The organism is Kitasatospora brasiliensis, assembly GCF_032654805.1.
Lineage (GTDB): Bacteria > Actinomycetota > Actinomycetes > Streptomycetales > Streptomycetaceae > Kitasatospora > Kitasatospora brasiliensis.
Window position 1 is genome coordinate 679,837 of record NZ_JAUOOW010000004.1, and the last position, 21,565, is coordinate 701,401.

Consider the following 21,565-nt stretch of genomic DNA (forward strand, 5'->3'; position numbering starts at 1 on the left):
TGGCGAGCGATGCTGCGGGTAACCGGTCAGGACGATCCGCCTGGTCGGACCAGCACCGTTGGACGAGGTGAACCGGCGTGCGGCATGCCACCGTCGAATCCGTGATGACCAGCCCCGTGGTCCTGGTCTCGCCCGAGACCGGATTCCGGGAGATCGTGGCACTGCTGAGCGAGTACGAGATCACCGGCGTACCCGTGGTGGACGCGGAGGGGCGGCCACTCGGCGTGGTCTCGGAGGCCGACCTGCTACGCACCCTGGCCGCACAGGAGGACCCGGCCAGTCTGCTGCCCGCGCCCGAGTCGGCGCAGGCGGGCCCGGACGGCGAGGTGACCGCGGCCGACCTGATGACCGCGCAGCCGGTCTGCACCACCCCCGACACCAGCGTGGTCGCGGCGGCCCGGATGATGAGCCGGCACGGCCTGAAGCGGCTGCCGGTGCTGGACGAGGAGGGGCGGGTCGTCGCCGTGGTCAGCCGCGGTGACCTGCTGCGGGTGTTCCTGCGCGAGGACATGGTGATCCGGCGGGAGATCGTCGAGGAGGTGCTCGGCCGGATCGACGGGGTCAGCCCGGCGGAGATCGGGGTGGAGGTCAACCAGGGGCGGGTGGTGCTCAGCGGCACCGTGCCCGAGCCGCACCTGGTGCCGATCGTGCTCAACCTGTGTCGTTCGGTGGACGGGGTGGTCTCGGTGACCGACCGGCTCGGGGCCGGGGGAGCGGCGGCGGTCGGCTGAGCCCGTCGGCCGCGTGGTTCGTCGGCCGGTTGAGCTTGTCCGTGGAGTGGTTCGTCGGTCGGTCTGCCGGCCGGTCTGCCGATCGGTCGCGTCCGTGCCGGATCCCGGACGTTCGTCCGCGACTCGAACGATCCGACTTCGCATACTGCGGAGGGTATCGGGTAACTCACCCTGTGTGCCCGGCCGTGTGGACTGCCGGGGCTCCGGAGCTTCGGGGAGGCGGCCGTGGCGGTCGTGTTCGACGCCGACTTCACTTCGACCAGTCAGTGGATCGCCGGGCGCAGCAGCGCCTATCCCCGGATGGGGCCGACCAACCGGAGCGACCACAAACTCGACTACCTCAGTCGCGACTACTGCCCGGACGGGGTCTTCGCGGCGACCAGGCGGCACAACGGCGGGCTGTGGAGCTGCAACCTGCTGACCACCGAGGGCAGTCCGGACGGCTTCCAGGTCTGCACCGACGACGTGCTGACGGCGAACGTGACGCTGCCCGTCGAGCTCGGCGCCTGGCCGGCGATCTGGACCTGGCGGGACGGCGGCAACGAGGTGGACGTCTTCGAGTACCACCCGGACAACCCGGACCTGTTGGAGATCTCCAACCACGTCCGGGGCGGCTTCCGGTACTGGCACGGGGCGGACGCCGGGATCGACCTGGGGGCGACGTTCGACCTGCGGGTGGTGCTCGGCGCGCACTCGGTGGACTGGTACGTGGAGGACGAGCTGGTCTACGCGGACCTGCACGGGGTCGGGGCCGGGTGGTCCGCCTACCTGATCGTCAACATGTCGGTGGCGGACGGGGCGTATCACGCCCGACCGCCGCGCGGCGGGCCGGACCGACTGAGCTGGGTGTGCCACAGCCTCCAGGTCGAGCGCTGAGCGTCCGGGGGGCCACGGTCCGTGATGCTGCTTGCCTCGGCTGAGCGCCGGACCGTCCTCCGGTGCCTTCCTCACGCCGCTTTCACCGGTGACGGGCGCACGATGGTGGTAAGGCGCTGCTCACCTCGGCGGGCCCCGACGGGGCCGGAGGAGGAGGTCCTGATGAGGTACTGGCACGGACGCGGCCACATCGTGGGTGGCTGGGGTATGGGACTGATGGCGTTCGGGACGCTGCTGTTCCTGGTGATCGTCGTGCTTCTCGCCGTGGCCCTGTTCCGCTACGTGTCGCACTCGCGGCAGCCGATTCCGCCCGGTCGGCCGGGATCGGGCACCGGCGGGTCCGGCCAGGTGGGGCCGCCCGGTTGGGGCCGGTCCGGGCAGGCGAGCGACGGGGTTCAGGGGGCGGCTCCGGAGCAACTGCTCGCGGAGCGGTTCGCGCGGGGTGAGATCGACGCTGAGGAGTACCGGCACAGACTGGACACGCTGCGTTCGGCGAACGGCCCGGGCGACGGATGACCTCGGGGTACGGGGCGGGCCCGCCGCACACGGGTACGGCGGGCCCGGTCCGTCGGCGGAGGCTGCGACGGCTACCCGGCGAGGGTGGTTACTCGACGACCAGCTCGACCGGGATGTTGCCCCGGGTGGCGCGGGAGTAGGGGCAGACCTGGTGCGCCTGCTTGACCAGCAGCTCGCCGGTCTCGCCCGCGAGGGCGTCGGGCAGCTCGACGCGCAGAACGGCAGCGAGGGCGAAGCCGGCCTCGTCCTTGCCGATGGACACCTCGGCGGTCACCGAGACCTCGCTGGTGTCCACCCCGGCCTGCCGGCCGACCAGGCCGAGGGCGCTGGCGAAGCACGCGGCGTAGCCGGCGGCGAACAGCTGCTCCGGGTTGGTGCCCTGGCCGCTGCCGCCGAGTGCGGGCGGCATGGCCAGCGTGAGGTCCAGCTGTCCGTCGGAGCTGACGGCACGGCCCTCACGGCCGTTCGCGGTGGCGGCTGCGGTGTAGATCGCGTCCATGATCGCTTCCCCTTGGGTCCTGGGTTCCGCTGTGGCGGTGGTTGGTGTGACTCCGGTTGTCGCCGCGTTGCGTCGCTGCGCTGCGCCTTGCGGCGTCGGATTGTGCTGCGTTGCCCCGCGGTGTGCTGTGCTGCGGTGCGATAAGTAGAGCACACAATTCAGTTGCGCACAACTAAATGGCGCAATGGTGATCGGTACCATGGGTTCATGAGCACCGACCCCGGCATGGCGGACGAGGATCTCCTCCGCCTGGACCAGCAGATCTGCTTCTCGCTCAACGCGGCCTCCCGCGCCTTCGGTGGTGTGTACCGGGTGCTGCTGCGGGACCTCGGGCTGACCTACCCCCAGTACCTGGTCATGCTGGTGCTCTGGGAGGACGGGGAGCTGCCCGTCAAGCGGATCGGCGAGCGGCTGCGGCTGGACTCCGGGACGCTCTCCCCGCTGCTCAAACGGCTGGAGGCGGCAGGGCTGGTGCGCCGGGAGCGGAGCCCGGAGGACGAGCGGTCGGTCACCGTCCGCCCGACCGCCGAGGGGATCGCCCTGCGCGAACGGGCCGGGCAGGTGCCGCGTCGATTGCTCGCGGCGGCCGGGCTGCCGCTTGAGGATCTGGCGACGCTGCGCGGCCTGTTGGACCGGGTGACCGTCGCGCTGGACGCGGCGGAGGTGGAGCCGGCGCCGTAGGGGGCGGCGGTGGGGCGTGTCGCCGGGCTTGTCAAGCCGTGCTGTCGCGCTCTGTGATCTGGCTCACGCTTGGAGTGGCGCGGTTCGGCTTCCGGAGGCGAAGCGGCAGGTCAACGGTGCTGTTCAAAAGTGAACGGAATCGTTCGCCAATTGTCTGCCCGATCCGGTCAACATCCCGCACCTCCCGGACGGTTACACCACGAGCCCCAAGGGGCCGTCGGCGTGCCATCCGGTGGGCCGGCCAGCTGACCCACGAGAGGGGGTCCGCGTGAGCACTCCCGGGCCGGGCGAGGAGTGGGGCCTGAGAGCCGACCCGCTCGGCGACCTGCCGAACGACTTCGAGGCCTTCTTCACCCGCGAGAACTCCGGCTACCTCCGCTACGCCCAGCAGCGCCTGCGGCACCGCGAGGACGCCCAGGACGCCGTCCAGAACGCGGGCGCCACGCTCTACAAGAGCTGGCGCCGGGCCCTGGCCAGCCCCGATCCGAAGGCCTTCGCCTTCAAGATCGTCAAGGACGCCGTGGTGGACGTGCTGCGGGAGCGCCGCCGCACCGAACGCAAGCGCCTGCGGGTGATCGCCCAGCGCCGCCCCGACACCAGCCAGGACGAGCTGAACGAGCTCGCCGAGCTGGACGCCCTGGACTGGGCGATGGAGGAACTCGCGCGGGCCGCGCCCGTCCAGGCCGACGTGGTCCGGCTGCGCCAGGCAGGGCTGTCGTACCCCGACATCGGGCAGTCCCTCGGCATCGCGCACACCACCGCCCGCACCTACTACAGCCTCGGCCGGCGCCACCTGGAGTACCTGCTGGAGCACCCTGACGACGGCGGGACGGCGCCATGAGGGTCGCTGACCTGCTGCGCGCGCACGCCGTCGAGCTGGAGCGCGAGTTCGGCGACCACGATCCGGTGGACTTCACGCGCCGACTCGCCGAGCGGCTCGCCGCCGCCCGTCGACCCACCCCGGCCGTACGGGAACGCCCGGCCCGCCCGCCCGCCGGGGCCCGGCCGCCGCACGCTCCCACCTCGGGGACGAGCCCGGGGGCGGCAGCGGCGGCAGGCTCCGGGTGCGGGGCGGCAACGGCCGCCGGGTCCGGTCCGGGGGCGGCTGCCGGTGCGTGCGTCGGCCCGGGGCAGGCCCGGTGGGCCAGGGGGCGGGCGGAGCTGCGGCGCGACCTGCGGCACCTGTGCGCCGGGGTGGCGGGCGCGGTGGAACCGGGGGAGCTGGCCCTGGACCTGGAACTCGCCGAGAAGACGGCCTTCCGCACCCTCGGCTGCCTGCTGTACGGCATGGGCCGCACGGCGGACGGTGTCTTCTGGTGGCGGATAGCGGCCCAGTACGGGGACCAGCTGGCCGTGCACTGCCTGGCGGTGCACTACGCCGCCGAGGGCGCGCGGCGCGACGCGGCCCGCTGGGCCGCCCAGGCCCAGGACCTCAGCGCCCCCGGCCGACTGCCGGAGCTGGCGCCGGACGTCCGGCCAGGAGGTGCCGCGGAGCTGGCCCGGGTGCTGGCGGAGCGCTATGACGGCGAGATCCTGCTGACGGTGCGGGAAGCGATGGCGGCGCGGCCCCGCGCCGATCCGGGCGGGCTCGGGGCCCGGGCGGTACGGGGGCGGGGGGTGGTGCGGATCCGGTGACGGGGGCGGGGCCTGGGCGGGGTGGTGCGGTGCACTGGTTGGGGCGCGGCAGGTGGGGGCGCTCAGGTGAGACCGGAGACCGCGGCGCCCAGGTATGCGGCGCCGAGCAGCACCAGGAGGGCGGCAGCCATGGCCTTGGCCCCGGCGCCGGTCGGGGCGGCGGCGACGGAGGCGGCCCCGCCCCGACGGGCGGGATCAGGGTCTTCGGGTGGGCCGAGACCAGGACCACGGCGACTGCGGCGGACCGGACGGCGGTCAGGCGGTCGATCGAGAGCAACCAGGCCGGTGGTGCGGTGACTCGGCCGGGCTGCGGCCGCTCGCGCCACTGCCGGGCGGCCGGCAGGAGGAGCAGGGCGCCGAGGGCGAGCTTCAGCCGGGACGGCCAGGTCGCCATGGTGTGGACGGGGCCCAGCACGCTGCCCGCGGCCACGACGGCGCCCGCCACCGCGGCCAGGCCGAGCACCCAGTCGGCCGCGAAGGCGATCCCGTTGGCCCGGCCGCGCGGTGGGGCGAGGATCAGGAGGACGGCGATCAGCGGCAGCGGACTGAGCGCGACCGTCATCGCCGAGGCCGGCATCGGGCCGATCGCCTCGCCCATCCCCCGGACCTGCCTTCCCCGTCGCCGGGCGCCGTCCGCCATTCAGCTACCGACGGACGGGCCACGCACGGCCGGTTCCGCCATCCGGGTGAGGATGGGAAGGGAACGGGCTGGACGGGCCGCGCGGGACGCGAGCCGGGGACGGGCGGAGACGGGCGGAGACGGGTCGGGGAGAATCGGCGAGGGCCGCCGCACCACCCTGGGTGCGACGGCCCTCCGTGGGCAGGAGGCGTCAGTCCGTGCCGGACTCGATCGCCGCGTGGTCGAGCGCGGTGGGGTCAGCCTCGTCACCGTTGCCGGCCGCGATGGGGGCGGCGCCGCCCGGGGAGAGCTCACCGATCAGACCGCTCCACGGCGCCAGCTGGCCGTGCACCGCGTACTGCTCCAGCTTGCTGCGCGAGTCGGCGATGTCGAGGTTGCGCATGGTCAGCTGGCCGATCCGGTCGTCCGGGACGAACGCGGCGTCGACGCTGCGCTCCATCGACAGCTTCTCGGGGTGGTAGCTGAAGTTGGGGCCCTGGGTGTCGATGACCGAGTAGTCCTGGCCACGCCGCAACCGCAGGGTGACGCTGCCGGTGACCGGGTGGCCGATCCAGCGCTGGATGCTGTCCCGGAGCATCAGCGACTGCGGATCGAACCAGCGGCCCTCGTACAGCAGGCGGCCGAGCCGCCGACCCTGGGTGTGGTACGTGGCGATGGTGTCCTCGTTGTGGATGGCGTTGAGCAGCCGCTCGTAGGCGATGTGCAGCAGCGCCATGCCGGGGGCCTCGTAGATCCCGCGGCTCTTGGCCTCGATGATGCGGTTCTCGATCTGGTCCGACATGCCCAGACCGTGCCGGCCACCGATGGTGTTGGCCTCGTGGACCAGGTCGACGGCGCTGGCGAACTCCTGGCCGTTGATCCGGACCGGGCGGCCGAACTCGAACTCGATCGTGACGTCCTCGGTCTGGATCTCGACCTCGGGGTCCCAGAAGGCCACGCCCATGATCGGGGTGACGATCTCCAGGGAGGCGTCCAGGTACTCCAGCCGCTTGGCCTCGTGGGTGGCGCCCCAGATGTTGGCGTCGGTGGAGTAGGCCTTCTCCGCGGAGTCCCGGTACGGGAGGTCCCGCTCGGCGAGCCACTCGGACATCTCCTTGCGGCCGCCGAGCTGGTCGACGAACGCCTGGTCCAGCCACGGCTTGTAGATCCGCAGGTTGGGGTTGGCGAGCAGGCCGTAGCGGTAGAACCGCTCGATGTCGTTGCCCTTGTAGGTGGAGCCGTCGCCCCAGATGGAGACGCCGTCCTCCTGCATGGCGCGTACCAGCAGGGTGCCGGTCACGGCGCGGCCGAGCGGGGTGGTGTTGAAGTACGTCTGCCCGGCGGAGCGGATGTGGAAGGCGCCGCAGGCGAGGGCGGCCAGGCCCTCCTCGACCAGCGAGGCCCGGCAGTCCACCAGGCGGGCCTGCTCGGCGCCGTACGCGCGGCCCCGGGCCGGGACGTCGGCGAGGTTCGGCTCGTCGTACTGGCCGATGTCGGCCGTGTAGGCGTACGGGAAGGCACCGTGCTCGCGCATCCATGCGACGGCGACGGAGGTGTCCAACCCGCCGGAGAATGCGATACCGATCCGTTCACCGACCGGAAGCTTGCTCAAAACCTTCGACATGGATGCACCCTTGACCCGCGAGGAGCGGGCCCCTGACTAGCGATGTGTGACGGAATTCGGCGTGATCGATCCGATGCCCGAACTCTGGCATAGATTTGCAGAGGAATGCAAGGGCATGCGGTCGCCGGGATGGTGAAGGGCCCTTGCGGGGGTGGCGTCACGCGATCGGTGAAGCGGCCAACTCGGCTGGCTGGAGGCGGTGTTGGGTGCTAGGCGTGGCGGCTGGGTGGTCGGCTGTGGCTGTCCCGGGTCAACGCCGTGCGGGCGCCCGGGTGTGCAGCCAGGCGGTGCGGGAGGCGAATGCGCCCAGCCCGAGTGGGACCAGATGGCCGGCGTCGGCCACCTGCTGGTCCAGGACCCAGGCGGTGGCCAGGGCAAGGGCGAGCGCCGGCAGCCCGTAGCGGCGCAGCGGGCGCGGGCCGAGCGGGAGGAGGCAGGCTGCGGTGGCGACCAGTCCGTAGCTGATGCCCACGTCCCGGGCCCCGGAGAGCGCGCCGGGGATGCGGGCGGACACCATCACCCACATGGAGCCCTCGGTGCCGGACGAACCGGGCCCGCTCGGCACGGCTCTGGCTCGCCAGCCACCAGGCCGTCACGGTCAGCAGCAGGACGTACGCCGCGGTGAGCCGCAGCCGGGCGGCGGCTCTCAGCGCCGGACGGCGGGAAGTGGCGGGGCCCGTCGGTGTCCTCGTCGCGAGGCGATCGCTCCTGGTGCCTGGTGCCCTTGCTCGACGGCTCCCGGTACCGGCTCACCCGGTGCGTGGCCGGGGACCGGGGCCGGGAGCATGACCGGGACGGTCGAAGCGCCGGCGGACGTGAACGGTCGGCTGGTCGCCCGGGCCGGGAAGAGGCAGGGGGCGGGAGAGGTGGGGCGGGGGGAGGCGGGGCGCCCGTGCGGCGAGGCCGGAGCGGCAGGTGGCGGCGGGGCCGGGCGGGGGTGAGGGTGAGGGGATGGGGAGGAGTGTCGAGGAGGCGCCGATGGCCGGCAGCACCGCCAGGGGCTCCGCGGCGCACCGGCGGCCTTGGTGGGCGCGGGCCGCCCGTGCGGTGTGGGCCTACATGCGGCGCGCGCCGGGCACCTACCTCTGGCTGGCGATCCTGCTCCTCACCACACAGGTGATCCGGCACGTCGATCCGGCGACCGCCGACCGCATCCTGGAGCGCCGTTCGACCAACCTCCACCACCTCCAGGTCTCTCCGCTCCGCGTCCTGGTGGCCAGCGCGCTGTGGATCTCGGGCGGTGGCTGGCTGTCCTACTTCCTGCTGTACAACCTCTTCCACGTGCCCGCCGAACGGTGGCTCGGCACGCTGCGCTGGATCTCGGTGGCGGCGTTGGCGCACGTCGGCGCCACCTACCTCAGCGAGGGGGTGCTCGGCTGGGCGATCCACCGGGGGCTGGTCTCACCGAGGGCCGTCTACACCCTGGACTACGGCGTCAGCTACGCGCTGGCCGGGGTGGTCGCGGTGCTCACCTACCTGATCGTGCGGCCCTGGCGGTACCTGTACGCCGTGGGGGTGCTGGTGGTCTACGGGCTGGGTGTGGAGCAGAGCCGGGACTACACCAGCATCGGACACTTCAGCGCGGCGCTGATCGGGTTCGCCTGCTATCCGCTGACCCGGGACCGCCCGGGTTCGTTCGACCCGGTCGCCTCGGCGCGCACGCTCTGGCGGCGGGCCCGCGGGCGGTGAGCGGCGGTTCGTGACGACGGGTGGCGCCGGGCCCTGGTGCGGTCGCACCCGGTCGCCCGCGCGGTCATGGCTGGACATTCTGTGAATGCCAACTGTCCGTAACCGTAAGGCTATTACCGAATTCTTACCGTGCGGCTCTTCCCCTGGCCGGGCGGGCCCAGCAGGCTTCCCCTGTTTCCGCCGAGTGCGCGCGACCGCGCGACCGGCCCCAGGGGAGGACCGCGAACCGTGCCCACCAGGCAACGACGACGGCTGCTGATGAGCGCCGTCACACTCACCGTGATCGGACTGACCACCACCCAGGCGTTCGCCGCGCCGACGGTGTCGCCGCAACAGCAGCCGTGGCAGGTCCGGCACCAGGCGGACGTCGGCAAGAACCACGCCAAGAAGGTCCACGGCGCGGCCGCCGCGAGCGCTGCTGCTCCGAGCCTCAGCCCGAAGATCGAGGCGGAGGGAGACGGCGGGGACGAGGCGGAGAACTCCGCCGAGGGCACCGCGCAGTACACCGAGGCCCGCACCGCCCCCGGTGTGGTCGCGCCGGGTGCCTACGGAGCGGCCTGGGCGCAGCTCCAGTCCATGCCGCGCACCGGCGGCGACTGGGACCACGTGACCGACAAGCCGTACAACTCCGACGACCCGCGCTACCGGGACGTCAACTCCAACTCCAGCGGCGGAGCCGGCCTGGTGACGGGCCGGATCACCGGCCTCGCCGCCGACAGCAACGGCTATGTGTACGCGGGCGGCGCCAACGGAGGCGTGTTCCGCTCCCGCACCGGCGGCGGGCACTGGGAGCCGATCGCGGACAAGCTGCCCACGCTGTCCACCGGCACCCTCGACCTCGACGAGGGCGGCCGGCTCTGGTACGCCACCGGCGAGTCCAACACCGGCGCGACCTCCTACGTCGGCACCGGCGTGTACGTGCTCGGCGACCCCCGGCACGGCCAGTTCCAGCCCGGCAACCGGGTCGGCGGCGCCGAGCTGGAGTCCACCATCATCCACGCGCTGCGCTTCGGCGGCGGCCGGGTCTGGGCGGCCACCAGCCGGGGCGTGTGGAGCCACTCCGCGACGGACCTCTCCGGCCCGTGGAAGCAGGAGTTCGCGCCGAACCCGGAGTACCTGCCGGGCGGTGCGAAGGCCGGTGACCCGGCCGCACCGTACAAGAACATCGCCAACGACATCGCGATCGACCCCAAGGACCCGAGCAAGGTCGTCCTCGCGGTCGGCTGGCGCAGCGGCGACAGCTACAACGGCTTCTACAGCAAGGCCGCGGACGGCAGTTGGCAGCGCGTCGGCTCGCTCGGCGACCTGCCGACGGACGCGGCGAACGTCGGCAACGTGACCTTCGCCCGTTCGGCGGACGGTTCGCGCTACTACGCGATCGACCAGTCGCCGGAGGTCATGGCCACCGACCCGGACACCGGTCTCAAGGGCATCTACGTCTCCAAGTCCGGCTCGCCGTTCGGGCCGTGGACGGTGGTCGCGGACAAGGAGAAGCTGAGGAACTCCGGCTCCGCGCTCCAGGACGAGGGCTACCAGCCCGGCATCCAGGCCTGGTACAACCAGTTCCTCCAGGTCGACCCGGCCAACCCGGACCACGTCTACGCAGGCCTCGAAGAGGTCTTCGAGACCAAGGACGGCGGGGCCAAGTGGGACACCGTCGGGCCGTACTGGAACAACGGCTTCCCGTGCTGGAGCATCGACCCGGCCAAGCAGACCGGTGACTGCTCGCCGACCACCCACTCCGACCAGCACGCCGTCGCCTTCGGCAGCTACCAGGGCCAGGTCAACGTCTACGTCGGCAACGACGGCGGTGTCTACCGCCGCCCCGGCAACGGGCAGTTGGACGCTTACGGGCACGCCAAGGACTGGACGCCGCTCAACGACGGCACCATCGACACCCTCCAGTACTACTCGGTCGGCGTCGGCAAGGACCCGGCGGACCGCTCCGGGCGGGGCGTGATCGTCAGCGGTGGCCTCCAGGACAACGGTGAGTCGATCCTGCGGGCCCACGACAAGGTGATGGGCTCCGACTTCGGTGGCGACGGCGCCGACACGATCGTGGACCCGGCCAACGGCTGCAACATCGCCGAGGAGTACGTCTACCTCGACATCTGGGTCACCCAGAACTGCGCGACCAACGACGGCAGCTGGACGAAGGACCCGAGCAAGGCCACCTCCTACGAGGTCGCCCCGCCGGACAAGGACACCAGCGCCGCGCGCTTCATCGCGCCGATCACCGCCGACCCCAAGGACGGCAACACCTGGATCGCCGGCGGCCAGCACGTCTGGGTGCAGCACAAGGGCTACGCCATCCGCAGCGGCAGCGAGTGGACCAGTGCCTACGACCTGGGCAAGGGCCACGTCGCCACGGCGGTGGCGACGGTCAACGGCACGGTGTACGCGGGCTGGTGCGGTCCGTGCAACAACGTCGGCTTCAGCCGCGGCATCGCGGTGGGCAAGACCGACGGCACCGGTTGGCACCAGCTCGACCTGCCGGTCGACGGTACGCTGCCGAACCGCTACATCTCCTCCTTCGCGGTGGACGAGAACGACGCCCAGCATGTCCTCGTCGCCTTCAACGGTTTCTCGCGCACCTGGACCGAGGGCCCCGGGGCGGGTGTCGGCCACCTCTTCGAGACCCGTGACGGTGGCGCCACCTGGACCGACATCTCGGCCAACCTGCCGGACGTCCCCGCCACCTCGGTCAAGATCCTGCCGAACGGCGGGCTGGCCTTGGGCACCGACCTCGCCGCGTTCTACCGTGCGCCCGGCACCACCGACTGGCGGGTCCTCGGCCGCAACCTGCCCACCACCGCGGTGCAGCAGCTGAAGGTCGGCCCGGACGGCAAGCTCTACGCCGCCACCTTCGGGCGGGGCATCTGGTCCTTCGACCTGCACCGTCTCGGCCACGGGCGCTACGACGAGACGGATGACTGACCGACCGGTCTTCGGGTAACGGGTTGCTGCCCGCCCCCGACCGGTGTCGTTGCCCGGTCCGCTCCCAACGAGCGGGCCGGGCAACGGCTTTGCGGCCGAAGGCGTGGCTACCGGCCGGTGCGCAGGTATGGGCAGGGGATGTTGCCCCCGCTGTCCCGGGACCAGGCCGCGCGCACGAGACGGCCGGAGGTCATGCGGGGGCGAGCCGCCAGAGTGAGGTGACCTCGGCGGCGCGGGCGGCCCGGAGGAGCGGGTCGGCCCCGCCGGGGGTGGTGGCGCGAGGGTGACGGGGGGCGGTGTCGAGGCGTCCGGTCACGCGCAGTCCGGCTCCGGAGACGGCGTCGAGCAGATCGGCACGGGACCGCAGGCCGAGGTGTTCGGCGAGGTCGGAGAGGATGAGCCAGCCCTCGCCGCCGGGTAGTAGACGGTCGGCCAGTCCGTCGAGGAAGCCGTGGAGCATCCGGCCGTCCCGGTCGTAGACGGCCTCGTCGAGGGCGGAGCCCGGCCGGCCGGGCAGCCACGGGGGATTGCACACGACCAGGGCGACCCGGTCGCGGCCGGGCGGGTAGAGGCCGCTGCCGGCGGTCTCGATGCGCTCGGTGAGACCGAGGCGGTGGGCGTTGTCGCGGGCGCAGGCGAGCGCGCGCACGCTGGTGTCGGTGGCCAGGACCTTGCGCAGGCCGCGCCGGGCGAGGAGCGCGGCGAGCACCCCGGTACCGGTGCCGAGGTCGTAGGCGGTGGGGTGGTCCAGGGCGGCCTGGGGAAGCGGCGTCCGGGCGACGAGGTCGACGTACTCGCCGCGGACGGGGGAGAAGACCCCGTAGTGCGGGTGGATGTGGGCGCCGAGGGCCGGAACTTCGACACCCCTGATGCGCCACTGGTGTGCGCCGATCACACCGAGGAGTTCGCGCAGGGACACGATTCTGTTGTCAAGGAGCGGTCCGTAGGCCGCCAGGCAGGCCTCGCGGACGTCGGGCGCCCGATGGAGCCGGACGCGGTGATCCGCGTCGAGCGGTACCAGCAGCAGGCCGAGGACGCGCGCGAGGCGGGCGCGTTCCCGTCGGTGCTGCCGGAAGGCCTCGGCCGGGCAATCGGGTGCGGATCGGGGCCGGCGCCGCTCGGCGCGGCGGCGCATGGCGTGCAGGAGTCGGAGCGCGCCGGGGTAGTCGCCCCGCCAGAGCAGGGCGGTCCCCTCGCAGACCAGCCGATAGGCGGCCTCGGCGCGAAGGGTGTCGTCGGCGGCGATCAGGCGACGTGGTGCGGGCGTGCCGTTCTCGCTGTGCCAGGGGGCGGGCAGGGCGGAGAGGGTGGGCAGGGTGACTGTGCTGGGCCGGTGGGTGTCGGACACCGGAGCTCCTCGTGGTCGAACGTGCAAGGGGCACGAAGAGCGCTTCGACGAGGAGGTGAGCAGCTGGCGCGTCGGGCGGTGGCGCCGCCGGGACGGCGGGCGCGGGCGTCAGGCCGGGTGCGGCTCACGCGTCGAAGCGCGAGCCGGGGAGTCACCGAGCACGAGGCCCGGCACGACGGCGAGCCGTATGCCACTGATCATCTGCGGGCCTCCCTTCCGAACTTGCCGGTCCTGCGCGGTTGTTCGTACGCTTTCACACAGAGTGGCCGGATGGCAACCGATTTATCACCGGCCCGGTGGCCAGTGGTGCGGCACCCGCTCCAGCACCCCCGCGCCGAACAGCTCGTACAGCGGCAGCGTCTCCAGGTGGACGTAGCCGATGTGGCAGTCGCAGACCGGCAACGGGCAGCTGCGCGGCCGCAGTCGGGCGCGGTAGCTGCCGTCGTAGAGGTTGCCGAGGGCGTCCCGGACGAAGTGGCAGCGGCGCACGGTGCCGTCACCGTCCACCGACAGCACGGACTCGCCGGTGCGGCACGGCAGCCCGGCGCTGGGGTGGGCATGCCGGCTGTAGCCGAAGTGAGGGTCGAGCGCGGTCCATCGGGCGGCCTCGGCGTCGGTGTAGTCCAGGCCCTCGGCGGCGTTGACCCACAGGTAGACGCCCTCGGCGAGCTCGGCGCGCAGCCGGCGGGCCTCGGCGAGGTGCTCGGGCAGGCCGACCACACCGACGCTGTAGCGCACGCCGAGCGCGTCCAGCTCGCGGCACTTGGCGAGGAAGCGGTCGAGGGTGACCTGGCCGGGGTGGAAGGTCACCCAGAGGGCCAGGGCGCCGAGGTCCGCCTCGGCGAGCCAGCCGGTGCGGCAACTGAGGTTGGTCTGGATCGCCACGCGACGGACGTGCGGCAGGTGGCTCAGCCCGACCAGCGCGCGGCGGTACCAGGAGCGCACCAGCCCCTCGCCCCAGGGGGTGAACAGCAGAGACAGGGTGTCGCCGGTGCCCGCGCGCCCGGCGGCCCAGTCGGCGAAGCGCTCCAACGCGGCCCGGTCGGCCCGCAGTTGCCCGGGACTGTCGCGCCGCTTGGCGAAGGGGCAGTACGGACAGTCGTAGTCGCAGGAGGCGAGTGGACCGCGGTACAGCAGGGTGAGGTCCCGCGCGCCGTCCTTGAGCGGCGGCGTGGGTACCGATGTGGGGTCGAGCGAAGGTCCGGGCCCGCGGGAGGGCATGCCGAGGAAGGTCATTTCGTCTCGTACTCCGCCATCCGCGCCATGACTTCGGGTGAGAACAGCATCGGCCCGACGGCGTCCGAGTGCGCCAGCCCCTCGGGGCTGAGCCGCAGGAGAGCGGCGTCGCCCTCGGCGAGCCAGCCGCGCTCGGCGAACCCGGCCAGCTCGGCCGGGAAGTCCTCGGCCGGTGAACTGCCGAACCGGTCCCGGTAGTCCGCCAGCGGCAGGCCCTCGGCCTGGAGCAGCGACTGCACCAGATGGCGCCGCCGCGGCTCCGAGCCGTCCATCCACAGGCCCACCTGGGCACGGTCGAAGTCCGCGGTGGCGACGTAGTCGTCGATGATGCCGCGCACCTTGGTGGCGTTCACCGCGTAGTCGAAGGAGTAGTGCAGCCGCGAGGTGTAGGACCGGGCGCCGCAGCCCAGGCCGACCATGCCGTCGGTCTGGCAGGCGTACTCGCTCGCCCCGGCCTGCGGGGAGGCCACGCGGCGGAACATCCGCATCGACACCTGCTGGTACCCGTGGGCGAGCAGGTGGTCGCGGCCGGCCCGGTAGAGCCCGAGCCGGCGCGCGTCCCAGGCGGCGGGGCTCTCCTGCTCGCCGCGCCGGGCCAGGCCGGTGAGCGGGCGGACGTACAGCGGGTAGAGGTACAGCTCCTCGGGCTGCCAGGCGAGCGCGGCGTCCAGCGAGCGGAGCCAGCTCGCCTCGGTCTGGCCGTCGATGCCGTAGATGAGGTCGATGTTGAGCACCGGGAACCCGGCCGCGCGGATCCGGCCGAGGGCGGCCTCCACCTCGGCCCGCTTCTGCGGGCGGACGGCGGAACGCGCCTCGGCGTCGTCGAAGGACTGCACTCCGAGGCTCAGCCGGGTGGTGCCCCGGGCGGCCAGCACCTCCAGCCGGTCGGCCGTCGCGGTGGCGGGCGAGGCCTCCACCGACAGCGGTATCGCCCGCAGGTCGGCACCCATCCGCCGCTCCGCGATGTCGCACAGCCGCTCCAACTCGGCGGCCGTCAGATAGGTGGGGGTGCCCCCGCCGAACGCGGCCAGCGCGAACCGGGCACCCTCGTCCAGCGCGGCGCGCACCGCCGTGGCCTGCCGTTCCAGGGCGTCCAGGTAGGCCGTGGTCAGGCCCTCGGGGCTGCCGATCCGGGTGAACAGGTTGCAGAAGCCGCAGCGGACCTCGCAGAACGGTATGTGCAGGTAGAGCGAGAGCGCGTGCTGCGCCTCACCGGCCCACAGCTCGCGCAGCAGCGGGCGCTCGGGCAGCGGGCGGTAGGCCGTCTTGTGGGGGTACGCGTAGACGTACGACTGGTACGGCGAGTCGGAGAGCGGGGGCGCGGCGGTCATGCGCGTTCCTCGGAGGTCGCGGCGGCCTGCGCCGTGCGGGCGGGGAGGGTGAAGTGCGCGTAGGGGACCGTCCAGACGACCTCGTGGCCGATCCGGTGCCCGGTGTAGCCGTCCTCGCCGTATGCGGTGCCGTGGTCGGAGCAGACGATCGCGAAGCAGGGGCGGCGGGCGCTCATCGCGGCGAACAACCGGCCGATGTGCGCGTCCACGTACTCCAGGGCGGCGGCGTGGCTGGCCCGGGAGTCCCCGTGCTCGCGGGTGGCGCCGGGCAGGTGGAACCAGTTCGGCTGGTGCAGCGCCGAGACGTTCAGGAACAGGAACAGCGGCTGCTCGGCGGGCTGTTCGGCGGCGACCCGCTCGGCCCGGGCGACCTGCTCCTCGAAGGACGTCGGCGATGCCACCCCCAGCTCGGGCGCCCAGTGGCTCTCCTGGAAGAGGCCGGGCAGCACCGAGCCCAGCGGGCCCTGCCGGTTGAAGAACCCGACGCCGCCGATGCACACCGTGCGATACCCGGACGCGGCCAGGGCCGTCGGCAGGTCGGGGGCGTCGAAGACCCAGGTGCGCGGGGCGGTGCTCTCGGAGCCGGCGAAACGGGCCGCGAACAGGCGTGGGTGCGGGCCGTCGGGGGAGGCGGGCGTGGGCAGGAAGCCGGCCAGGATCGCCTGGTGGGAGGCGTAGGTGAAGCTGCCCGGCGAGTGCCGGCGCTCCCAGCGGCCGCCCGGGAGGACGGCGGCGAGGTTCGGGATCCGGCCGGCGGCGGCCAGTTCCTCGGCGACGTCGAAGCGGAGCGTGTCGAGGGTGACGAGCAGCAGGTCGTGGGTGCCCACGACCGCGTTCATGTCGGGGGCCGGGGCGGTGGTCTGGTGGTTCATCGGGCGGATTCCGTGATCTGGTGGTCCGTCGCCGACGGCGACGACGGGGAGGGGACGGTGAGCGCGGCGACTTGGGCGCCGTAGGTGTCGAGGCCCTCGGCGGGGCCGCCGGGCAGGCCGGTGAGGTCGGGGAGCAGATCGCCGAAGGCGTTCACCTCACCGACCAGGGCGCGCCGCCAGCCGGCCGTGGGCAGGACGTCGACGCCGACCATCGGCGAGCCGGGGAAGCAGGCCGCCGCTTGCTCGGCCGTCTCCACCAGGGCGGGCCAGGCCGGACCAGCCGCTTCCCGGGCCTGCTCGATGCTGCCCCGGGCGCCGCCGAGGTGCAGATTGGTCATCGGCTGGCCGCTGGTGCGCACCACGGCGTGGGTGGCCCGGCCGGCGACCACCACGACCCGCAGGTCCGCCGACCGGCCGGACTGCGAGGCCTTCGGGATCCACTGCTCGACGTGCAGTCCGTCCGGCGCCAGGCCGTCCACGATCGCGGCGACCTCCCGCTCGCTGCGGTAGCGGCGCACCCGCAGTGAGTTGTGCAGCCGACCGTCGGCGAGCTCAACCGAGGTGGTGGCCAGCAGCTGCCCGCGCGGCCCGAACTCCAGGGCCATCACCCCGGAGGCGGAGGAGCCGTGCGCGGGCTTGACGAAGACCCGGCGCAGCCCCGCCGCGGCGAGGCGCTCGCGCAGGTGCTCCCAGCCGGCGACCTCGCCGCCGAGTGCCCTGGGCACCGGCACCCCGGCTCCGGCGAGCAGCGCGTGCGCCCGGCGCTTGTCGAACATCACCGCGATCTCCTCCGGATCGCCGAGCAGCCGAACGCCCGGCCGGGCGGCCAGCCCGCGCAGCGCGGCCATGATCCCCGCGTACCAGGCGGCCGTGCCCTCGACCCTGGTCGGCGCGTAGCCGGGGCCGAGTACCGGACCGCGCAGCAGCCGGTCGACCTCGGGCTCCTCGCCGGGCGACTCGATGCGCAGCAGACCTCCCTCGGGCAGTCGGTACCGGCCGCGCAGCACGTCCAGCCAGGGCAGGACGGCGGGCTCGGGCAGCCCGGCGGCCCTGGCCGCGGCCGCGAACAGCGTCACCCGGCGGTGGCCCGGATTGCCGAGAACGGTCAGCTGCACAGTCATCGTTCTGCCACCCGCCTACTCGGCGACCGAGACGTAGCGGTCGTCCTCGTCGTCCATGTCGTCGCCCTCGGCCTCGCTGAGGTCGAGCGCGACCCCGGGCAGGGCGTCGCCCAGGCGCTGCTGCATCTCCTCGGTGAGGTAGTGGTGGTGCAGGTCGAGGGAGCGCAGGTGGGTGAGCGGCTGGCCCTCCAGCAGGGCGGTGGCGCCCTCGTCGGAGAGCACGCCCATGGAGAGGTCGAGCGACTCCAGCCGGGCGACCACGGGGGCGTGTGCGAGGGCGGCGGCGATCTCGTCCTGGAACTCACTGTTGGCCAGACCGAGGTGGCGCAGCTTCGGCAGCCGGGAGCCGTCCAGGAACGGCGCCAGGTCGTCGATCGTCGCGTCCCCGCCGTACTCGTCCACGCCGAGCCAGAGGTCCAGGTGCTCCAGCGCGGGCAGCTCGGAGCCGGCCACCGCGCGGACCACGGCGGCGGGCAGCCCGCCGGACTCGATGCGCAGGGTGGTCAGCGCGTCGTGCCGGACCGGGTCCAGGCCGAGGCCCGTGCCGCCGCGTACGGTCAGCGACGTCAGCGTCGGGAAGGCGGCCAGCAACGGAGTGACGTCGTCCATCACCAGCCAGGAGACCTCGCACTCGTCGAACGTCACCTCGGCGAGGAACAGCGCTTCGAGGGCGGGCAGCCGCCGGGCCTCGGCCGTGAGGACCTCGATCACGGGGCGAACGGAGTCGTAGCCCTTGTCCCAGTCCCACCAGGGGCCGATCACCAGGGCGCGTACGTCGGCCGGGTCGACATCGCGCAGGAAGGACTGCCAGAGCTGTGCGAAGTCCTGCTCGGAGCGGTACGCGAGGGCGAGCCGCCAGGCGACGGCGTCGGCGGCGGGCCGCGGCCGGGTGTCGTCGGGGACGAACTCATGGACCGGCAGGTCGTGGAAGCGTTCGATGTGGCGGGCGATGGTCATGGCGGATCCCGGTGGGTAGGTCGGTCTGGCGGAGGCGGGGCGCTGACGGCTACTCGGCCACGGCGACGTAGCGCCACTGGTCGTCGGGCTTGCCGGGCTCGGAGAGGTCGACCCGGACCTCGGGCAGGGCCTGGCGCAGGCGCTGCTGCATCTCCTCGGTGAGGTAATGGTGGTGCAGGTCGAGGGAGCGCAGGTGGGTGAGCGGCTGGCCCTCCAGCAGGGCGGTGGCGCCCTGGTCGGTCAGCACGCCCATGGAGAGGTTGAGCGATTCCAGCCGGGCGACCACGGGGGCGTGCGCCACGGCGGCGGCGATGTCGTCCTGGAACTCGCTGTTCTGGAGCCCGAGGTGGCGCAGCGCCGGGAAACGGGTGCCGGCCAGGAACGGTTCGAGGTCGGCCATCGTCGCATCGCCGCCGTAGTTGTCCACGCCCAGCCAGAGCTCCAGCCGCTCCAGGGCCGGGAAGTCGCAGCCGGCCACCGACCGCACGACCGCGCCCGGCAGGCCGCCGGCCTCGAAGCGCAGCGCCTTGAGCGCCTCGTGCCGCAGCGGCGCCAGGGCCAGACCACCCTTGCCGTCCCAGTCTTCCGAGGCGCCGCGCACCACCAGCTCGGCCAGCTGCGGGAAGGCCGTGAGCAGCGGAGTGATGTCGCACTGCTGGATCCAGGAGATCTCGCACTCCTCGTAGGTGATGTCACCGACGAACAGCGCGCGCAGGGCGGGCAGCCGACCGGCGGCGGCGACGATCGCCTCCATCGGCTCCCGGAAGCTGCCAGGCTCCTCCGGCGACCACTGGCCGATCACCAGGGCGGTGACGCGTGCGGTGTCGACGGCGCCCAGGAACTGCTCCCAGCGCTCCACGAACGTCGCCTCGGACTCGTAGTCGAGCTTGATCCGCCAGGCGGCCGCGTCCGCCTCCGGCAGCCGGACGGCGCCGGAGCCGCCCTTCTCCTCGGCCTCCTCCAGAGCCTCCACGAAGTCGAAGACGGGAAGGCCGTGGAACCGCTCGATGTGGGCGTTGACAGTCATGCGCTGCTCCTCTGGGGTCTGGGCCGAACAACTGTCTACCAGCAGGGACTGACAATCCGGCGGCCGGGGCGCCGCCCGGGCGCGTTGTCAGACCCTTGCTCTATGTTCGGGTCCTGGCTCCGGAGAGTGACCGCGGCGGACGCGGCGGAGCCATGGGTTCCGGCGCCCGCCGGGGTCCGGCCATACGGCGAGGGAGGACTGATGTACCGCCAGGGCGATGTGCTGATCGTGCCGGTCGAGGAGAGCGCGGTACCGCCGCGGGCGGCCGAGCTCGCCGCGCAGCCCCGGGACGTGCGGGGCCGGATGGTGCTGGCGCTCGGCGAGGTCACCGGGCACGCGCACGCCGTCGTCGGCCCCGGCGAGCTGCGCCGCGAGACCGGGCCGTTCGGCGCGGGCTGGCTGCACCTGCCCGAGGGCGGCCGGGTGGTGCACGAGGAGCACGCGGCGATATCGCTGCCCAAGGGCTGGTACCGGGTGGTCCGCCAGCGCGAGTACGTGCCGGGCGCGGTGCGGATGGTCGCGGACTGACGACCGCTCCGCCCGCCGTACGGGGGTCGGCGGGCGACAGCGGGGCAGCGGGGCAGGACGCGGCCGGGGCCGCGGCACGGAACGGGAACGGACGGCGGGCGGGGAGCCCGACCGGGAACGGAGCAGGGATGGAGACGGCGATCCACGACGAGGTCCACGGCGACCGGACGCACGCACGGGCGCTGCCCGGGCCGGCCGGGGTGACGGCCCGCTGGCGGGCGGCCGCGGCGGCCACCGGCGCGGGCGACCGGGCGGTGGCCGAACGCGCCGTCCGGGCCGCCTACCGGGCGGCCGGGCTGCCCGAGCCCGCGGCGATCCGCTGGTTCGGCTCGCCGCTCGCCGCGACCGAGGCGGCGCTGGAGCTGCGGGCCGCCGGTGCGGAGAGCGTACGCGAGGCCGTGCGCACCCGGCCCTGGGAGGAGGCCCGGCGACGGGCCGTGGAGCGGGTCGGCACCACCGGATGGGCGGGCCACTGGGCGCTCACCGGTGGTGAACTCGGCCCGGTCACCACCCCGCTCGCCGACCGGCTGCGCAACGCGGTGCTCGACCGGCTCGCCCCCGAGGCCGACGGGGAGGCCGACGCCGCCGCGGCCGAGGAGGCCCGGGCCCGGCGCACCACCGTCCGGCTCGCCCTGCTGGACGCCGTGCGGGGCCAGCACGACGCGCCGTGGTTCGCCGCCTTCGAGGCCGTCGGCGCGAGTGCCGACGCCGTCGCACCACTCGCCGAGCTCGCCCGGGAGGTCGGCTGGTGGTGGCCGTACCAGGGCGTGGCCCTGCTCAGCGAACGGCCGAGCGCCCTGCACCGCGACGAGGCCGGGCGGCTCGACCGGGCGGACGGGCCCGCCCTGGAGTACGCCGACGGCTTCGCCCTGCACGCCTGGCGCGGCATGCCCGTCCCGCCGGAGTTCCTGGCCGGCCTGGCCGAGGTGACGGTCGAACGGATCCGCACCGAGGAGAACGCCGAACTGCGCCGCGTCCTGCTGGAGCACTACGGCTACGAGCGGTACCTCGCCGACTCCGGCGCCGAGCCCGTCCACCGGGACGAGACCGGTGTGCTCTGGCGGATCGTCCTGCCCGACGACGAGCCGGTGGTGATGGTCGAGGTGGTCAACTCCACCCCCGAACCGGACGGCACCCATCGCACCTACTGGCTGCGCGTCCCCCCGGCCACCCGCACCGCGCGCGCCGGGGTCGCCTGGACCTTCGGCATACCCGAGAGCGCCTACCACCCGCAGCGCGAGACCTGATCCCGGCGCCTCACCGCATCCGGAGCAGGCCCCCGAACTGCGCGTGTTGACCCTTACCCCACGTCAGGCCGCACGGTGGGGCGCAGCGAAC

The 21,565-nt window shown here is 73.3% G+C and carries 20 protein-coding genes and 1 pseudogene; 10 read left to right on the forward strand and 11 right to left on the reverse strand.

From position 1 onward, the window contains the following. The first annotated feature begins 104 nt into the window (after window positions 1-104). From QWJ13_RS19275 to QWJ13_RS19285, 3 genes are all read left to right on the forward strand, one after another. On the forward strand, window positions 105-731 hold the full coding sequence (locus QWJ13_RS19275) for a CBS domain-containing protein (protein ID WP_316525902.1): 627 nt from the start codon (window positions 105-107) through the stop codon (window positions 729-731). Window positions 732-956: 225 nt separating this feature from the next. After that, a complete protein-coding gene (locus QWJ13_RS19280; protein ID WP_316525903.1) occupies window positions 957-1,607 on the forward strand; it encodes a LamG domain-containing protein in 651 nt (216 codons plus the stop codon). A 162-nt stretch (window positions 1,608-1,769) separates the two neighbouring features. Beyond that, window positions 1,770-2,123 carry an SHOCT domain-containing protein gene (locus QWJ13_RS19285; RefSeq protein WP_316525904.1) on the forward strand — a complete coding sequence of 118 codons (354 nt, stop codon included), beginning with the start codon at window positions 1,770-1,772 and terminating at the stop codon, window positions 2,121-2,123. 88 nt (window positions 2,124-2,211) lie between these two features. On the opposite strand, the gene QWJ13_RS19290 is transcribed toward QWJ13_RS19285, so the two are convergent. Then, entirely contained in the window at window positions 2,212-2,622 is a 411-nt protein-coding gene (locus tag QWJ13_RS19290) for an organic hydroperoxide resistance protein (protein ID WP_316525905.1), read from the reverse strand. A gap of 207 nt (window positions 2,623-2,829) precedes the next feature. Between QWJ13_RS19290 and QWJ13_RS19295 the strand changes: the two genes are divergently transcribed. The 3 genes from QWJ13_RS19295 to QWJ13_RS19305 all read left to right on the forward strand — a co-directional run bounded on the left by QWJ13_RS19295 (window position 2,830) and on the right by QWJ13_RS19305 (window position 4,938). Then, the gene (locus QWJ13_RS19295; protein WP_316525906.1) at window positions 2,830-3,303 is read left to right on the forward strand and encodes a MarR family winged helix-turn-helix transcriptional regulator; all 474 of its coding nucleotides are present in this window, start codon (window positions 2,830-2,832) and stop codon (window positions 3,301-3,303) included. Window positions 3,304-3,571: 268 nt separating this feature from the next. After that, on the forward strand, window positions 3,572-4,144 hold the full coding sequence (locus tag QWJ13_RS19300) for an RNA polymerase sigma factor (RefSeq protein WP_316525907.1): 573 nt from the start codon (window positions 3,572-3,574) through the stop codon (window positions 4,142-4,144). Beyond that, the gene (locus QWJ13_RS19305; protein WP_316525908.1) at window positions 4,141-4,938 is read left to right on the forward strand and encodes a hypothetical protein; all 798 of its coding nucleotides are present in this window, start codon (window positions 4,141-4,143) and stop codon (window positions 4,936-4,938) included. The genes QWJ13_RS19300 and QWJ13_RS19305 overlap by 4 nt, the downstream gene beginning before the upstream one ends. 190 nt (window positions 4,939-5,128) lie before the next feature. On the opposite strand, the pseudogene QWJ13_RS19310 reads toward QWJ13_RS19305, so the two are convergent. From QWJ13_RS19310 to QWJ13_RS19320, 3 genes and pseudogenes are all read right to left on the reverse strand, one after another. Further along, window positions 5,129-5,578 (reverse strand): annotated as a pseudogene (locus tag QWJ13_RS19310) (GAP family protein); the annotation flags it as partial. A 190-nt stretch (window positions 5,579-5,768) separates the two neighbouring features. Beyond that, on the reverse strand, window positions 5,769-7,181 hold the full coding sequence (gene argG / locus QWJ13_RS19315; protein ID WP_316525909.1) for an argininosuccinate synthase: 1,413 nt from the start codon (window positions 7,179-7,181) through the stop codon (window positions 5,769-5,771). A 250-nt stretch (window positions 7,182-7,431) separates the two neighbouring features. Beyond that, window positions 7,432-7,707, reverse strand: a complete 276-nt coding sequence (locus tag QWJ13_RS19320; protein WP_316525911.1) for a hypothetical protein — start codon at window positions 7,705-7,707, stop codon at window positions 7,432-7,434. Window positions 7,708-8,159: 452 nt separating this feature from the next. Between QWJ13_RS19320 and QWJ13_RS19325 the strand changes: the two genes are divergently transcribed. Together QWJ13_RS19325 and QWJ13_RS19330 are read left to right on the forward strand one after the other, a co-directional pair. Beyond that, window positions 8,160-8,870 carry a rhomboid-like protein gene (locus QWJ13_RS19325; RefSeq protein WP_316525912.1) on the forward strand — a complete coding sequence of 237 codons (711 nt, stop codon included), beginning with the start codon at window positions 8,160-8,162 and terminating at the stop codon, window positions 8,868-8,870. A gap of 258 nt (window positions 8,871-9,128) precedes the next feature. Continuing rightward, complete coding sequence (locus tag QWJ13_RS19330) at window positions 9,129-11,807, forward strand: ligand-binding sensor domain-containing protein (RefSeq protein WP_316526029.1); 2,679 nt, start codon at window positions 9,129-9,131, stop codon at window positions 11,805-11,807. A gap of 190 nt (window positions 11,808-11,997) precedes the next feature. Here the strand turns inward: QWJ13_RS19330 and QWJ13_RS19335 are convergent, their stop codons facing one another. The 7 genes from QWJ13_RS19335 to QWJ13_RS19365 form a co-directional block, all read right to left on the reverse strand. After that, window positions 11,998-13,155, reverse strand: a complete 1,158-nt coding sequence (locus QWJ13_RS19335) for a class I SAM-dependent methyltransferase (protein ID WP_316525913.1) — start codon at window positions 13,153-13,155, stop codon at window positions 11,998-12,000. 285 nt (window positions 13,156-13,440) lie between these two features. Then, complete coding sequence (locus QWJ13_RS19340; RefSeq protein ID WP_316525914.1) at window positions 13,441-14,391, reverse strand: STM4011 family radical SAM protein; 951 nt, start codon at window positions 14,389-14,391, stop codon at window positions 13,441-13,443. Beyond that, on the reverse strand, window positions 14,388-15,722 hold the full coding sequence (locus QWJ13_RS19345; RefSeq protein WP_316525915.1) for an STM4012 family radical SAM protein: 1,335 nt from the start codon (window positions 15,720-15,722) through the stop codon (window positions 14,388-14,390). The genes QWJ13_RS19340 and QWJ13_RS19345 overlap by 4 nt, the downstream gene beginning before the upstream one ends. Next, entirely contained in the window at window positions 15,719-16,561 is an 843-nt protein-coding gene (locus QWJ13_RS19350; protein ID WP_316526030.1) for an STM4013/SEN3800 family hydrolase, read from the reverse strand. The genes QWJ13_RS19345 and QWJ13_RS19350 overlap by 4 nt, the downstream gene beginning before the upstream one ends. 29 nt (window positions 16,562-16,590) lie before the next feature. Beyond that, window positions 16,591-17,715 (reverse strand): STM4014 family protein, encoded by a 1,125-nt coding sequence (locus tag QWJ13_RS19355; protein ID WP_316525916.1) that lies wholly within the window; start codon window positions 17,713-17,715, stop codon window positions 16,591-16,593. A 15-nt stretch (window positions 17,716-17,730) separates the two neighbouring features. Then, window positions 17,731-18,672 carry an STM4015 family protein gene (locus tag QWJ13_RS19360; RefSeq protein WP_316525917.1) on the reverse strand — a complete coding sequence of 314 codons (942 nt, stop codon included), beginning with the start codon at window positions 18,670-18,672 and terminating at the stop codon, window positions 17,731-17,733. Between the two features lie 49 nt (window positions 18,673-18,721). After that, window positions 18,722-19,699 carry an STM4015 family protein gene (locus tag QWJ13_RS19365; RefSeq protein ID WP_316525918.1) on the reverse strand — a complete coding sequence of 326 codons (978 nt, stop codon included), beginning with the start codon at window positions 19,697-19,699 and terminating at the stop codon, window positions 18,722-18,724. A gap of 201 nt (window positions 19,700-19,900) precedes the next feature. Here QWJ13_RS19365 and QWJ13_RS19370 point away from each other — a divergent pair, with 201 nt between their 5' ends. Together QWJ13_RS19370 and QWJ13_RS19375 are read left to right on the forward strand one after the other, a co-directional pair. After that, window positions 19,901-20,227, forward strand: a complete 327-nt coding sequence (locus QWJ13_RS19370; RefSeq protein ID WP_316525919.1) for a DUF8820 family protein — start codon at window positions 19,901-19,903, stop codon at window positions 20,225-20,227. Between the two features lie 128 nt (window positions 20,228-20,355). After that, the gene (locus tag QWJ13_RS19375) at window positions 20,356-21,474 is read left to right on the forward strand and encodes a DUF6745 domain-containing protein (protein ID WP_316525920.1); all 1,119 of its coding nucleotides are present in this window, start codon (window positions 20,356-20,358) and stop codon (window positions 21,472-21,474) included. Window positions 21,475-21,565 lie beyond the last annotated feature (91 nt).